Consider the following 14,259-nt stretch of genomic DNA (forward strand, 5'->3'; position numbering starts at 1 on the left):
CCGTATGAATTATTCAGCGGCCTCGGCGTCCTGCGCGGCCTCAGTGCTCTGCGTAGCCTCGGCGGTCTTCTCAGGCTCCAGGCCGTTTTGCGCGGTACCGTTTTGTTCCAGCGCAATCTCGTTCGCGCGGGCGGCGTGCGCGGCAAGGTTCTTCGCATCGCGGGCTGCGCGGCGAATCTTCTTGTCGGTCACCTCGCGCTCACCCACGTTCATGGGAATCCACGCGTTCATATCCTCTTCAGAGAAGTCAGTCTTGGAGGCGCGACGCTTCGGCGCCAGGCGCACCGCACCGTCAGCCAGGCGGCGAGCCACAATCAGGAACGCGGTGTGTGCAACCATGCGGTGGTCGGGGCGGACCGCCAGGCCCTCCACGTGCCAGCCGCGCACAATGGTCTCGTCGCACTCGGGTTCGGTGAAGCGGCCGTCCAGGCGCATGCCCTCAACCAGGCGGGACATCTGGGTCACGGTCGCAACGTAGCAGATGAGCACGCCGCCGGGTGCGAGCGCCTCCGCAACAGCGTCCAGGCATTCCCAGGGTGCGAGCATGTCGAGTACGACGCGGTCGACGCTGCCGGGCTCTTCGACCTGCGGCAGGGTGTCCTGCAGGTCGCCGATGCTCAGCTTCCACGCCGGGTGGGGGCCACCGAACATGGTCTCAATGTTGCCGCGGGCGACGTCGGCGAACTCTTCACGACGCTCGAAGGAGTGCACGCATCCGTAGTCGCCGACCGCACGCAGCAGGGCGATGGACAGTGCACCGGAGCCAACGCCGGCCTCAACGACGCGCGCGCCGGGGAAGATGTCTGCCTTGACGATGATCTGGGCGGCGTCCTTGGGGTAGACGACGGCCGCGCCGCGCGGCATGGAGAGCACGAAGTCTTTGTAGAGGGGGCGCAGCGCCTGGTAGAGGATGCCGTGGGTGTTGGCGATGACGGTGCCTTCGGGTGCGCCGATGAGGTCGTCGTGCTTGAGGAAGCCCTTGTGAGAGTGGTATTCGCCGCCTTCGGCGAGGGTGATGGTGGTGATGCGGCCGCGTTCGTCAGTGATTTGGACGCGCTCGCCGGGGCGGAAGGGGCCGCGGCGGTTGATTGCGCCGGTGGGGGTGGGGGTGCCGCTGCTCACGGGGTGGTTCTCCTCGGGTGGGTCTGTGCTGACGGGCTGGGTCCTCTCGGCGGGGAGAGCGTTTCCAGCAAAAAATCTCTACCCATTCTACCGGAGGTTACGGCGTGCACGGAGTGAACACAGAAAAGCGCGAGGGGCGGCGCCACGGCCGTATGCCGTAGCGCCGCTCCCCCGCGCTGTCTCGTCCTAGCCGGGCGTTGCTATAGAAGCCGTTTAGAGGACCACGCCCAGGCGTGCCGCCAGGATGTCACGCACCAGCGCGCCACCGCCGACGGTGGTGTCCGCCAGAGCCTTCACGGCCCACGCATCCACGGCAGCCAGTGCCGCCGGTGCGTTCAGGTCCTCGCTGAGCGCCTCACGCACAGCGGCCAGCAGCTCAACCGCTGCCTCATCGGTGACGCCTTCGGAACCCTCGCGGCCTTCAGCCACCGACACCGCGTGGCGGTAGGTGTCCAGGCGGGCCTTCGCGTGCTCCAGCAGCTCATCAGTCCAGAACCAGTCCGAACGGTAGTGCTGACCCATAATCGCCAGGCGAATCGCGTTCGCGTCCTCACCGGCGGCGCGCAGGCGCGAAACCAGCACCAGGTTGCCGCGGGACTTGCTCATCTTGTGGCCGTCCAAACCGACCATGCCGGTGTGCGCGTAATGCTTCGCGTGCGGGCGTGCAGACACAGCCCACGAATGGCCCGCGCCCAGGTCGTGGTGCGGGAAGGTCAGGTCGTTACCGCCGGCCTGAACGGTCAGCGAACCGTCCACGAACTGGCGGGCAATCATCGTGCACTCGATGTGCCAGCCCGGGCGGCCCGCGCCCAGCTCGCCGGCGTCCCAGCTCGGCTCGCCCTCGCGCTTGACGCGCCACAGCAGCGGATCCAGCGCATCACGCTTGCCGGGGCGGTTCGGGTCGCCGCCGCGCTCAGCAAAAATCTCGAGCATTTCGTCGCGGCTCAGGTGCGATACCTCGCCCGGTGCCCACGAGTAGCCCTCGGCGTTGGCCGGTAGCGCGCGCACGGCCTGCAGGTCCAGGTACACGTCACCGGCGGGCTGCTCAACGCCCTGCTCATCGGTGTAGCCGGGCACGCGGTACGCCAGGCCGCGGCGGTACAGGTCCTCAATCAGCGGGAACAGCCACTCGATAGACTCCACAACGCCCACGTAGTGAGCCGGCGGAATCACGTTCAGCGCCTTCATGTCGGTGCGGAACAGCTCGGTCTGGTCCTCAGCCAGCTCACGCCAATCAACGTTCGTCGCGGTCGCACGCTCAAGCAGCGGGTCGTCCACGTCGGTCACGTTCTGCACGTAGGTGACCGGCACGCCCGCATCCAGCCAGGCGCGGTGCAGCAGGTCAAAAGCCACATAGGTGGAGGCGTGACCCATATGCGTCGCGTCGTACGGGGTGATACCGCAAACGTACAGGCTCGCCGCCTTGTCCTCCTGAACCTGAACAATCTCACCGGCAGAAGTATCAAAAATACGCGGCAACGCGGCCTGACCGGGCAGAGTCACAGAGGCGGGGGCATCCCAAGCTCGCATGGGTTTCCTTTCTGTAAAAACGCCCACAACCGGTGGACGCGCCACACCCGCCGCCCAACCTCAGGGCATGCGGATGCCAAAAAATCTACTCCAATAAGAATACCCGCCCGTGAGAAACTCACGGACGGGTATGTCATATCACGCTGAGGGCTAAAGCCTTAGAAGGCCGAAGAAGTTGCGTTTAGCACGCCGGTACCCAGACCAACAAAAATCAGGATACCCAGGGCGATGCGGTACCAGATGAAGATGCCGTAAGACTTCGACGACACGTACTTCAGGAACCAGCCAATCATCAGGTAGCCCACCACAAACGCGACCAGAGTAGCCACAATCGTTGAAGGAATACCGTAGAAGCCGGTGGCCTCCTCGCCGGTGACCACCTTGAAGGTCTTGTACAGACCGGACATGAACACGGCGGGCATGGCCAGAAGGAACGAGTAACGCGCCGCAGCCTCACGGGTGTAGCCCATGAACAGACCCGCGGTAATCGTACCGCCCGAACGGGAAACACCCGGGATCAGTGCCAGCGCCTGCGCGCAACCGTACAGCAGGCCGTGACGGAACGTCAGGTCCTTCAGCTCACGCTGCTCGCGGCCAAAACGGTCCGCAAGACCCAGGAACACGGCGAACACAATCAGCATGGTCGCCACAATCCACAGGCTACGGAACTGGGTGTCAATGTAGTCTTCCAGCAGCAGACCCAGAACGCCGATGGGCAGGGAGCCAATAATAATCAGCCAACCCATGCGGGCGTCCGGATCGTTACGCGGCACGCGGCCGGCAAGAGCACCAAACCACGCCTTCACAATGCGCACAATATCGCGCCAGAAGAAGATCAGAACCGCGGTCTCAGTGCCCAGCTGGGTGATCGCGGTGAACGCGGCACCCGGGTCGGCCTTCTCCGGCAGAATCTGGCCAACAATGTTCAGATGCGCCGATGACGAAATCGGCAGAAACTCTGTCAGGCCCTGAACGAAGCCCAAAATAATCGCTTGAATCCATTCCACGCCTTCAAGGATACAGCAGGGGTACGGCGACGGGGCGGTCCGCGGAGGGTGATATATCACCTCCGCAAACCGCCCCGTCCACACCGCGGAACGCCGCCGAGCGAGTCAAACGCGCCTATCCGCGCCGGACGCGCTCCCCCGCCCTCGCGGAAAACTCGTGTAGCTTAGGCGTCGCGCAGCGCACGGTTCACGGCCGAAATCATGGCCTTCAGAGCCGCACGGGTCGTCGAATTGTCTACGCCAATACCCCACAGCACGCGCGAATCTACGGCGGCCTCAACGTAGCAGGCCGCGTTCGCGGTCGAGGAGGAAGACATCGTGTGCTCGGAGTAATCCATCACGCGAATATCCACGCCCTCACCCGAGAGGATGTTCTGCAGAGCATCCACCGGGCCGGTACCCGATGCGGTGCGGTTGTAGGTGTGACCGTTAATGTTCAGGGCCACGCGCAGGGTGGTCGCACCGGTATCGGCCGAATCAATGTTGATCGACTCGATACGGTACTTACCCCAGCGCTTCTCGGAATCGGTGGCGGGCAGGTACTCGTCCGCGAAGATATCCCACAGCTTCTTGCTGGTCATCTCGCCGCCCTCGGCGTCGGTGCGAGCCTGAACAATCTTCGAGAACTCCACCTGCGCACGGCGCGGCAGGTCCAGGCCGTGATCCTGCTTGAGTAGGTAGGCCATACCGCCCTTACCGGACTGCGAGTTCACGCGAATAATAGCCTCGTAGGTGCGGCCCAAATCGCGCGGGTCGATCGGCAGGTACGGGACCTCCCAGTAAACCTCATCCACGCTCTTGCCGGCCTCGGCGGCGGTGCGTTCCAGGGCCTCGAAGCCCTTCTTGATGGCGTCCTGGTGCGAACCCGAGAACGCGGTGAAGACCAGGTCGCCGCCGTACGGGGAACGCTCGTGCACCTTTAGCTGGTTGCAGTACTCAACGGTCTTGCGGATACCGTCAATGTCCGAGAAATCAATCTGCGGGTCAATGCCCTGGGTGTACAGGTTCAGGCCCAGGGTCACCAGGTCGACGTTACCGGTGCGCTCGCCGTTACCGAACAGGCAGCCCTCGATGCGGTCCGCGCCAGCCAGGTAGCCCAGCTCGGCGGCGGCCACGCCGGTGCCGCGGTCGTTGTGCGGGTGCAGCGAGAGAACGATGTGCTCGCGGTGGTTCAGGTTGCGGTCCATCCACTCCACCGAGTCGGCGTACACGTTCGGGGTGGCCATCTCGACGGTTGCGGGTAGGTTCACGATCAGCTCGCGGCCGTTCTGACCAATCTCCAGCTCGTCGGCCACGGCGTTGACCACGCGGGCCGCGTACTCCAGCTCGGTGCCGGTGAAGGACTCGGGCGAGTACTCGTAGATAATCTTCGTATCGGAAATCATCTGCTCTTCGTACTTGCGGCACAGGCGCGCACCCTGCAGGGCGATGTCGAGCACGCCCTCCTGATCCTGGTGGAACACCACGCGGCGCTGCAGCACGGAGGTTGAGTTGTAGAAGTGCACGATGGCCTGCGGTGCGCCCTCGATGGCCTCGAAGGTGCGGGCAATCAGGTGCTCGCGGGCCTGCACCAGAACCTGAATGGTCACGTCCGAAGGAATGTGGCCGTCCTCGATGAGGGTGCGCACAAAGTCGAAGTCGGTCTGCGAGGCGGAGGGGAAGCCCACCTCAATCTCCTTGTAGCCCATCTTGACCAGCAGCTTGAACATGGCCAGCTTGCGGTCGGTGTCCATGGGGTCAATCAGCGCCTGGTTGCCGTCGCGCAGGTCCACGGCGCACCAGCGCGGTGCCTTCTCCATGACCTTGTCCGGCCAGGTGCGGTCGGGAAGGTCGACAACAATCTGCTCGTGGAAGGGGCGGTACTTGTGTACCGGCATGGGGCTGGGCTTCTGGTGGTTTTTCATGATGAATTTCCTGTGGGTTGGTCCGTCTCGTGCAGCCTGCATCGGGGCCTGTGCTGTGCCCGGGTATCGGTTCCCGAGCCGTCGTCATCAAGGCGGTGCATCGTATCGATGCTGGTGAGATGCCGCGTCAAAAAGCCGGAACGGTCGCGGCAGGTTCTAGCGTGCCCCGTTCCGGCGAATAAGCAGCAGGTTTACTGCGGTGCGGTGCGCGCCGCTCATGCTCTCACCGTAAGTGGTCATGCCTCCACGCTATCACAGCCCGCGAAAGATTACCGCCGGCGCGGCCGGGCCCGTCCATCATCTGGAAGAACACGAGGTCGACGACTACGCCCGCACGCGGTCATACGCCCGGGCATACGAAAGGGGGCGCACCCACCGCAATGGCGGATGCGCCCCCCTTTCACTCACCGGAGACAACCCCGTAGGGTACGAACCCCTAGAAGGCGAAGGCGGTCTGGCACTTGTTCTGGTCGGCGGTCTGGCCGCTCGCGTTACCCGCGATGGCCGCCTCCTGCTTCTCCATAGCCTCGCCCGAGGGGAAGTCGGTACCGATCGTCACCGACACGCCCTGAACCTCTTCGGTTGCCACCACGCGGGTGACGTTCAGCTTGCCGGCAATCTCCTGGGCCTCAGCCTCGTAACCGGTCGAGTAGAACACCGTGGTGAAGTTCGTCGGAGTAGCCGAAGTACCCGGAGTAACATTCGTGTAGCCCAAACCCTCAATCACCGAGGCGATCGTGGCGGAACGGCCCTCCAGGCCGGTCGCGTTGTACACGCTCACCGGTGCCTCACGATTCAGCTGAACCGCCGGGGCGGATTCTGCGGGCTTTTCCTCTTCCTTCAGCGACTTGTCATCGCGCAGACGCTGGAAGACATTATTGGCCGCTTCGGAAACCTGCAGTCGGTTCGAGTCCTGGGCCCACGGCTCGGTCGGCACGGTCGCGAACACCACGTTCGACAGGTCCACACCACCGAGGGTTGCGCCCACACCAATCAGGGTGCCGATATTGCCCAGGCCCTTGTCAACGGTCACGTTCTGGGTAATCGCCTCGGCGATACTTGCCAGGCGGCCCGGGTTCGACAGGGTTCCTTCGCTCTTGACCTTGCGCAGCAGCGAGGCCATAAAGCCCTGCTGAGCCTGAATACGACCGATATCGGAACCATCCGAGAAGCCGTGACGGCTACGCAGGAACGCAAGAGCCTGCTCACCCTCAACGGTGGAAGTACCCGCGGGAAGCTTCAGGCCGCTGTACTCGTCATCAATCGGAGCGTCCACACAAACCTGAACGCCGCCAACAACCTTCGACAACTCCTTCACAGCGTTGAAGTCAACCAGCATAAAGTGGTCGATGTTCACACCGGTCAGCTTGCTAATGGTCGCCACGGTGCAGCCCGCACCGCCGCGAGAGAGCGACTCGTTGATCTGAACGTTATCCTCGGCCGGGTAGACGGTGCCGTTATCCGGGTCGGTGCACTGCGGTACCGAAACCATTAGGTCGCGGGGGAAGGACAGCACGCTCACGTTCTTGCGGTCCTTGCTAATCTGCAGGAGCATCATGACGTCCGCGCGAGCCTCAGAATTGCGGTCCTCCTCGTCACCGTAGGCGCCGTTATTGCCTTTGCGGGTGTCGGAGCCGATGATGAGGATGTCCAGCGCGCCGTTCTCCAGGCCGTCCTTATAGTTACTGATGTTCAGCTCCTGCGTGTGCAGGTTATTGCGCATACGCAGGGCGAATACGCCGCCGAAGCCAACAACGATGACGAGCATGCAGGCCGTCAGCAGGGCAATCCAGCGATTACGTTTCGAGGTCATCACCGAGGTGCGCATATGGCGCCCGGTGCTTCGTAGGCGAGGTGCCTGGGGCATACCTATTCTCTTTCTGCCGGTGAGCAAGTATTTTCTCAGAGTAACATTCTTCGCTATGAGCGCCGAAAAGAAAAGGGGCGCACGTCACCCGAAAGACGCGGACTAGGCGGCGTTCTCCGGGTGACCGACCCCCTCTCGGGCGGCTGGCCTAGAAGCCCAGACGGTTCAGGGCGCGGGGGTCAGACTGCCACTCCTTAGCAACCTTCACGTGGATGTTCAGGTACACGCGGGTGCCGAGCATTGCCTCAATCTGCTCGCGGGCCTTCGTACCAATCTTGCGCAGGTTCGAGCCGCCCTTACCGATGATGATGTACTTCTGCGACTCACGCTCCACGTACAGGTTCACGTGCACGTCCAGCAGCGGGTTATCCGCCGGGCGGCCCTCACGGAATTCCATCTCCTCAACGGTCACGGCAATCGAGTGGGGCAGCTCCTCGCGGGCACCCTCCAGGGCGGCCTCGCGCACCAGCTCGGCGATGAGGGTTGCCTCGGGCTCATCGGTCAGCTCACCCTCCGGGTACAGCGGCGGGGAGAGCGGAACGTACTGCGCCAGCAGGTCGGCGACCGCATCCACCTGGAAATGCTGAATCGCGGACACCGGGATGATGGCCGCCCAGCCGCCCTTGCCGTCTACGGGCATCGGCTCGGAGATTTCGCCGGCGCGGCGCTGTGCTGCCGGGCCGGAGCCCTTCGCGAAGGGGGTCGAGGCGTTCTTACCTCCTTTGCCGCCCTTCTTCTGGGCGCGGTGGGCCGCACGCTTCTCGCGCTGTGCACGCTCGGCGCTCATGATCTCCTCGCCGAGGGCCTCGACGGCCAGCAGCTGTTCGCGCAGCTCGTCGGAGTTCACGGTATCGGCCTTGGTCACAATCGCGACGACCGGCTTGTTGCTCGAAGCCACCAGCTGCGAGGCGATGTAGCGGTCACCCGGGCCGATCTTCTCGTTTGCCGGAATGCAGAAGCCCAGCACATCCACCTGCGAGAGGGTGCCGGCCACCAGGTCGTTCAGGCGCTCACCCAGCAGAGTGCGGGGGCGGTGAATACCCGGGGTGTCCACCAGAATCAGCTGGTACTCGTCCTTGTGCACAATACCGCGAATCGTGTGGCGGGTCGTCTGCGGACGGTTCGAGGTGATAGCCACCTTCTGGCCAACCATAGCGTTCGTCAGAGTGGACTTACCCGCATTCGGACGGCCCACCAGCGACGCGAAACCCGAACGGAAATCCTTCGGGTAGGTCGGCAGCGGGGTGCTCAAGTCCAGAGTGCTCAAATCGAGCGGGGTGTACTCCTGGTCCATTGTGTTTCTCCTTATCAAACCCCGTGCGGGGTGTGTGGGGTGTCAGCCTCATCTGCCTGCGCCTTCGGGGCGGCGGCGGGCTGGCTCAAAGGGTGTATGGGATGATGCGGTATCTACGTTCGATATTTAGCGGTTGCCGTGCTTGTCGGTGGCAGGTTCAGCCTCTGCGGTATCTCCCGGAAGGTTCGGATGCGCATGCGGCTCAGCCACAGCGGGCGGCTCGGTATCCACGGTGAGAAGGTCAGCAACCTCAGCAGAATGAGCCTCTGAGGAACCCTCAGCGTTCTCCTGCTCATCACGAGGCGGCTCGTACCAGGCCTGCAGCATATCCACCTGGTGGCGGCGGCCCGACGAACCAATCGCACGAATATGAATACCGTCAATCTCAATCTCAGAACCAACAATCGGTACCATACCCAGGTGCTTGGCGAGCAGGCCGCCGACCGTGTCGACGTCCTCATCCTCCAGGTCGATACCGAAAATCTCGCCGAGCTCATCAATACCCAGACGAGCCGACAGACGGAACGTGCCGTCATCGTTCAGCGTGTACTCGGGGCGCTCGTGGTCGTACTCGTCAGAGATATCGCCGACCAGCTCCTCAATCAGGTCCTCCAGAGTAACCAGACCGGCGGTTCCGCCGTACTCATCAACCACAATCGCTACGTGCGTGGACTCGCGCTGCATATCGCGCAGCAGGTCCATGGCGCGCTTCGTCTCGGGTTCGAATCGGGCCGGGCGCATGATCTCCACCAGGGTCGGCATGGGGGTACCCTCGGGGGCCTCGGAGTGCAGAATGTAGGTGCGCATCGAATCCTTGAGGTAGAGAATACCCAGGATCTCGTCGCTCGAATCGCCAATCACCGGCATGCGGGAGTAGCCCGAACGCAGGAACAGGCTCAGCGCCTCGCGCAGCGGCACGTCGCGACCCACGGTGAGCATATCGGTGCGGGGCACCATGAGCGAGCGGATGCGCAGGTCGTCCATCTCGAACACGGACTGCACCATCTGCGCCTCGTCGTCCTCGATGGTCTCGGCGTCGGAGGCTCGCTCCAAGAACTCGCGCAGCTCCTCTTCCTCGAACACGCCAGCGGGGGCCTCTGCCTCGCGGGCCGGGGCGATGCGCGTCGCGAGGTGATCGAGCAGGCCGGTCACGGGGGTCAGCAGCTTCGACAGGTAATGCACCGGGCGGGCCAGCATGCGAATCGACGAAACCGGGCGGTTGCGCCCCGCGGAGCGCGCCAGCACGTGTAGCACCGGGTAGCCGACGAAGGCAACCAACACGAGGGTCAGGAACGCCGCGAGGACCTGAACGCCCACGAGCTCCAGCCAGAAAGTCATGGTTGCTAGCACCGCGGCCGCCGCCGCGATGAGGCGGGTCAGGCGTAGCGGGTGCGTGTACACCTCGGAGTCACCGTTGAGGGTGCGCTGCAGAACGTGTGCGCCGAGCGTGCCGGGATGCGCCTCCACGGCTTCTTCCGCCTCGTTGTGTGGCAGGTACGTGAATGCGGTTTCGGCAATTGCGGCCACCACCGTGAAGCTGAGCGCCACGACAGCCAGCAGAATCGAGATGAAAATACCCATGCCGCTCCCCTAGTGTCGAGTTTCGACCGGTGCGGGTCGGCCCAGGAACTCTTCGAGAATCGAACGCTGAATACCGAACATTTCGGCTTCCTCTTCGGCGGTTCCGTGGTCGTAGCCGAGGCAGTGCAGAATACCGTGGGTGGTGAGCAGGCACAGCTCATCCAGGGTGCTGTGGCCCGCATCCGCGCCCTGACGTGCGGCAACGGGCGGGCAGAGGATGATGTCGCCGAGCATGCCACTGGAGGGGTTTTCGGGGGTTCCCGGTTCCAGCTCGTCCATGGGGAAGCTCATCACGTCGGTGGGGCCGGGCAGGTCCATCCACTCGATGTGCACGCGCTCCATCTCGTCTTCGTTCACGATGGCGATGGACAGGTAGGTGTCATCGGCAAGGTGCATGCGCTTGAAAGCGTGCTCGACGAGGCGGGTGAGCACCTCGGTGTCTACCGCATCGAAGGATTCGCGGACGAACGCGTCGGTTGCCGGGTCAGCACCGGTTGCGGGTTCTTCACAGTCGAATTCGATCTCTGCCACCGTTTAGCGTCCTTCCGGGGTGGTCTGTGCGTTATCGGCGTTCTTATCAGCGTTCTTTTCGGAGCCGCCGTTGATGCCCGCGCGGTCCAGCAGCTTCTCGGCTGCGGCCTCGATGGTGGCGCGCTTGACCTTGCGGTTGCGCTTGCGTTCCATCGCCTTCTGGTCTTCGCCCCACTGGTCGTAGGCGGACACAATGTTCGACACCAGGGTGTGACGAACCACGTCAGAGGATTCCAGGATGCTGAAGTGAATATCCTCCACGCCCTGCAGAATGTTGCGCACCTGCTTCAGGCCGGATGCGGCGCCACCGGGCAGGTCAACCTGCGTAATATCGCCGGTGATGACCATCTTCGAACCGAAGCCCAGGCGGGTCAGGAACATCTTCATCTGCTCGGCGGTGGTGTTCTGCGCCTCGTCGAGGATGATGAACGCGTCGTTGAGGGTGCGGCCGCGCATGTACGCCAGCGGTGCGACCTCGATGGTGCCCGCCTCCATGAGCTTGGGGATGGTTTCGGGCTCGAGCATGTCGTGCAGCGCGTCGTAGAGCGGTCGCAGGTACGGGTCAATCTTCTCGTTGAGGGTGCCGGGCAGGAAGCCCAGACGCTCGCCGGCCTCCACGGCGGGGCGGGTGAGGATAATGCGGTTCACCTCGTGGCTCTGCAGCGCCTGCACAGCCTTCGCCATGGCCAGGTAGGTCTTACCGGTACCCGCCGGGCCGATACCGAAGATGACGGTGTTCGCGTCGATAGCGTCCACGTACTTCTTCTGGTTAATGGTCTTGGGGCGAATCGTGGTACCGCGGGTGGAGAGGATGCTCGTGGACAGCGAGTGCGCCGGGTTGCTCAGTTCCTCGCCGAGCATGCCCATGAGGCGGTGAATGACCTGAACGGTAATCTGCGTGTCGTGGCTGGAGAGCACGCGCAGCTCGTTCAGTAGCTTAGCGGCGGTGTTGACGGCTTCGGAGGGGCCGGTGATGAGCACGTCCAGGTCCTTGGGGCGCAGGCTAATCTGCTCGAAGTAGTCCTCGATGATGCTCAGGTGCGCGTCCTGCGGGCCGAGCACGGCAATCATCTCTGCGGCGCTTTTGAAGGATACGGTGCGTGCGGTCGACAGCGGTCGGGAGGTAGTCATATGGGCTCCTTGGCTAGTGATGTATTTACAAGTATAGATGTGCGTGATGCGTCACGGCCCGGCCGGGTTTAGCGGCGGCGCTCTACCAGCGGCCCAGCACCACGTTCAGGGTGCACATGGCGGCGGACCCGGCGGTGGAAGAACGCAGTACCTCGTCGCCCAGCAGCGCCAGGTGCGCGCCGGCCTCGGTGAAGAGCTGCACCTCGCGGTCGCTGATGCCGCCCTCGGGGCCGACGAGCAGGTAGATTTCTTCGGGCAAGTTCTCTGCCTCTACAAGCTTGCGTGCCAGGGCGCTCAGGCGTTCGGTGGCCTGTTCGTGCAGGATGAACACAGCAGAACCCTGCCCGATGACCTCCTCGATGAGCTCCACCAGGTCGGTGGTGCTGTACAGGTCGTACACCTCGGGAATGAGCGCGCGGCGGGACTGCTTCGCGGCGGCGGTCACTGTGTTTTGCCACTTGGTGTGCGCCTTGGCGGCGCGTTCTCCCTTCCAGCGCACAATCGAACGGTCCGCGCTCCACGGCAGCACACCGTACACGCCCAGCTCGGTGGCGGTTTCGATGGCGAGCAGGTCGCGACCGTCCTTCGCGAGCGCCTGCACCAAGTAGATGGAGGGCACGCTGCGTTCTTCGCGGAGCTGCTCCACGCGCACGATGACGCCGCGGTCGGTCAGGGAGTGCACGGTGCCCACGGCTCGGCGGCCGGTGCCGTCACCCAGGTCGATGCTCTCCCCCACTTCCATGCGCTTGACGAGGGCGTGCTTGCCCTCGGGGCCGTCCAGCTCGAAGGATGCGCCGGGGGTGAGGGTCTCGTACTCTTCGGCGCTGATGTAGAAGATGGGGGCGCTCATGGTGCTCCTTGGGTTCGGCGGTGCTTTGTGCGGGCGGTGCGGTTCGACGCGGCTGCGAGGCGCGGTCGCCGTCTCGGGGCCGTCCCCGCATAAACACGGCGGATGCGGCGCCCACCGGAAAGGCCCGGCGGGTACCGCATCCGCTACAGAGATTTACTTGAACTGATCCTTCAGGCGGGAGAACAGGCCACCGCGCTGCTTGACCTGCGAGCCTTCGTTCAGCGGCTCGTTGCGCAGGGCCGCGAACTGGCGCAGCAGCTCGCGCTGTTCCTCGGTCAGGTCGGTCGGGGTCGTCACCTGAACGCGCACGAGCAGGTCGCCGCGGCGTTCGGTGCCGAGTACGGTTGCGCCCAGGCCGTTGAGGGTAATCGTGTCGCCGCTCTGGGTGCCGGCGGGGATGCTGACTTCCTGGTCGCCGTCGAAGGTCTTCAGCGGAATGACGGTGCCCAGTGCCGCCGCGGCCATGGGGATGTTCACGGTGGTGACCAAGTTGTCGCCCTCGCGGCTGAAGTACTTGTCGCGCTTGACGTTCAGGTCGACGTACAGGTCGCCGTTGGGGCCACCGTGCAGGCCGGCCTCACCCTTGCCGCGCAGGCGGATGCGTGCCTGGTCGTGCACGCCGGCGGGAATCGTGAAGGTCAGCGGCACGTCTTCGCGCACGCGGCCCTGGCCGTGACATTCGGGGCAGGGGGTTTTGATGACGGTGCCATAGCCGTGGCAGTCGGGACATTCGACCTGCTGCATGACGGTGCCGAGGATGGACTGTACGCGGCGCTGCATGTAGCCGTGGCCGGCGCAGGTGGTGCAGGTTTCGGGCTGGGTGCCCTCGGCGGTACCTTCGCCGTTGCAGGACTTGCAGGTCACGGCGGAGCGGCGCTCGATGGTCTTCTCGACGCCGAACACGGCGTCCTGCAGGCTGATGGAGACGGTAATCAGGTCGTCCTGGCCCTGACGCACGCGGGATGCGGGGCCGCGGGCACCTGCCGCGCCGCCGGTGAACATGTTCAGCAGGTCTTCGAAACCGCCGAAGCCGCTGAATCCGCCGCCCGGGTAGCCGCCGCCTCCGGGGTAGCCTGCGCGGCCCTGTTCGTCGCCGGTGGTGTCATAGTTGCGGCGCTTTTCGGGGTCGGAGAGCACCTCGTAGGCGAGGGTGACGCGCTTGAATTCTTCGGCTGCGTCCTCGGAGGGGTTCACGTCCGGGTGCAGCTGGCGTGCCTTTTTGCGGTAGGCCTTCTTGATTTCTTCGGGGCTGGCGTCGTTCGATACGCCGAGAGTCTCGTAGTGGCTCATGTGTCTGTGTTCCTGTTCCTCTCAAGATGGTGACGGCGCTCGATGAGTGCGCCGCCAACATAGTCGTATCAATTCTATGGGATAGTGTACGCGAGCCGATACAATGGCTAGGCTGAAAGGGGCCGCTCCCGCTATCCGCTTAATCCCCGGGG

11 protein-coding genes are annotated in these 14,259 nt (G+C 63.9%); all 11 read right to left on the reverse strand.

The window, feature by feature from the left end; all coding sequences use genetic code 11:
• Positions 1-9: 9 nt before the first annotated feature.
• The 11 genes from ADJ95_RS08490 to dnaJ all read right to left on the reverse strand — a co-directional run bounded on the left by ADJ95_RS08490 (position 10) and on the right by dnaJ (position 14,107).
• The gene (locus tag ADJ95_RS08490; protein ID WP_049334198.1) at positions 10-1,122 is read right to left on the reverse strand and encodes a tRNA (adenine-N1)-methyltransferase; all 1,113 of its coding nucleotides are present in this window, start codon (positions 1,120-1,122) and stop codon (positions 10-12) included.
• Between the two features lie 213 nt (positions 1,123-1,335).
• The gene (gene mshC, locus ADJ95_RS08495) at positions 1,336-2,652 is read right to left on the reverse strand and encodes a cysteine--1-D-myo-inosityl 2-amino-2-deoxy-alpha-D-glucopyranoside ligase (protein WP_049334199.1); all 1,317 of its coding nucleotides are present in this window, start codon (positions 2,650-2,652) and stop codon (positions 1,336-1,338) included.
• A gap of 158 nt (positions 2,653-2,810) precedes the next feature.
• Positions 2,811-3,659, reverse strand: coding sequence for an undecaprenyl-diphosphate phosphatase (locus ADJ95_RS08500; protein ID WP_049334200.1), 849 nt, complete (start codon positions 3,657-3,659; stop codon positions 2,811-2,813).
• A gap of 164 nt (positions 3,660-3,823) precedes the next feature.
• Positions 3,824-5,563 (reverse strand): 2-isopropylmalate synthase, encoded by a 1,740-nt coding sequence (gene leuA, locus ADJ95_RS08505; protein WP_049334201.1) that lies wholly within the window; start codon positions 5,561-5,563, stop codon positions 3,824-3,826.
• A 436-nt stretch (positions 5,564-5,999) separates the two neighbouring features.
• On the reverse strand, positions 6,000-7,430 hold the full coding sequence (locus tag ADJ95_RS08510) for an LCP family protein (protein WP_049334202.1): 1,431 nt from the start codon (positions 7,428-7,430) through the stop codon (positions 6,000-6,002).
• Between the two features lie 148 nt (positions 7,431-7,578).
• Positions 7,579-8,724 carry a GTPase Era gene (locus ADJ95_RS08515; protein WP_192830512.1) on the reverse strand — a complete coding sequence of 382 codons (1,146 nt, stop codon included), beginning with the start codon at positions 8,722-8,724 and terminating at the stop codon, positions 7,579-7,581.
• 126 nt (positions 8,725-8,850) lie between these two features.
• Positions 8,851-10,305, reverse strand: a complete 1,455-nt coding sequence (locus tag ADJ95_RS08520; protein WP_049334203.1) for a hemolysin family protein — start codon at positions 10,303-10,305, stop codon at positions 8,851-8,853.
• Between the two features lie 9 nt (positions 10,306-10,314).
• Positions 10,315-10,836, reverse strand: coding sequence for an rRNA maturation RNase YbeY (gene ybeY, locus ADJ95_RS08525; protein WP_049334204.1), 522 nt, complete (start codon positions 10,834-10,836; stop codon positions 10,315-10,317).
• Between the two features lie 3 nt (positions 10,837-10,839).
• A complete protein-coding gene (locus tag ADJ95_RS08530; protein ID WP_049334205.1) occupies positions 10,840-11,967 on the reverse strand; it encodes a PhoH family protein in 1,128 nt (375 codons plus the stop codon).
• A gap of 82 nt (positions 11,968-12,049) precedes the next feature.
• Positions 12,050-12,817 (reverse strand): 16S rRNA (uracil(1498)-N(3))-methyltransferase, encoded by a 768-nt coding sequence (locus ADJ95_RS08535; RefSeq protein ID WP_049334206.1) that lies wholly within the window; start codon positions 12,815-12,817, stop codon positions 12,050-12,052.
• A 153-nt stretch (positions 12,818-12,970) separates the two neighbouring features.
• A complete protein-coding gene (dnaJ, locus tag ADJ95_RS08540) occupies positions 12,971-14,107 on the reverse strand; it encodes a molecular chaperone DnaJ (protein ID WP_049334207.1) in 1,137 nt (378 codons plus the stop codon).
• Positions 14,108-14,259 lie beyond the last annotated feature (152 nt).

This window comes from Rothia mucilaginosa, from assembly GCF_001061665.1.
Taxonomy (GTDB): domain Bacteria; phylum Actinomycetota; class Actinomycetes; order Actinomycetales; family Micrococcaceae; genus Rothia; species Rothia mucilaginosa_A.

Coding starts and splice junctions, on each gene's coding strand:
- mshC (WP_049334199.1), bottom strand. CDS start 2,652: ATGCGAGCTTGGGATGCCCCCGCCTCTGTGACTCTGCCCGGTCAGGCC.
- leuA (WP_049334201.1), bottom strand. CDS start 5,563: ATGAAAAACCACCAGAAGCCCAGCCCCATGCCGGTACACAAGTACCGC.
- ADJ95_RS08510 (WP_049334202.1), bottom strand. CDS start 7,430: ATGCCCCAGGCACCTCGCCTACGAAGCACCGGGCGCCATATGCGCACC.
- ADJ95_RS08515 (WP_192830512.1), bottom strand. CDS start 8,724: ATGGACCAGGAGTACACCCCGCTCGATTTGAGCACTCTGGACTTGAGC.
- ADJ95_RS08520 (WP_049334203.1), bottom strand. CDS start 10,305: ATGGGTATTTTCATCTCGATTCTGCTGGCTGTCGTGGCGCTCAGCTTC.
- ADJ95_RS08530 (WP_049334205.1), bottom strand. CDS start 11,967: ATGACTACCTCCCGACCGCTGTCGACCGCACGCACCGTATCCTTCAAA.
- ADJ95_RS08535 (WP_049334206.1), bottom strand. CDS start 12,817: ATGAGCGCCCCCATCTTCTACATCAGCGCCGAAGAGTACGAGACCCTC.
- dnaJ (WP_049334207.1), bottom strand. CDS start 14,107: ATGAGCCACTACGAGACTCTCGGCGTATCGAACGACGCCAGCCCCGAA.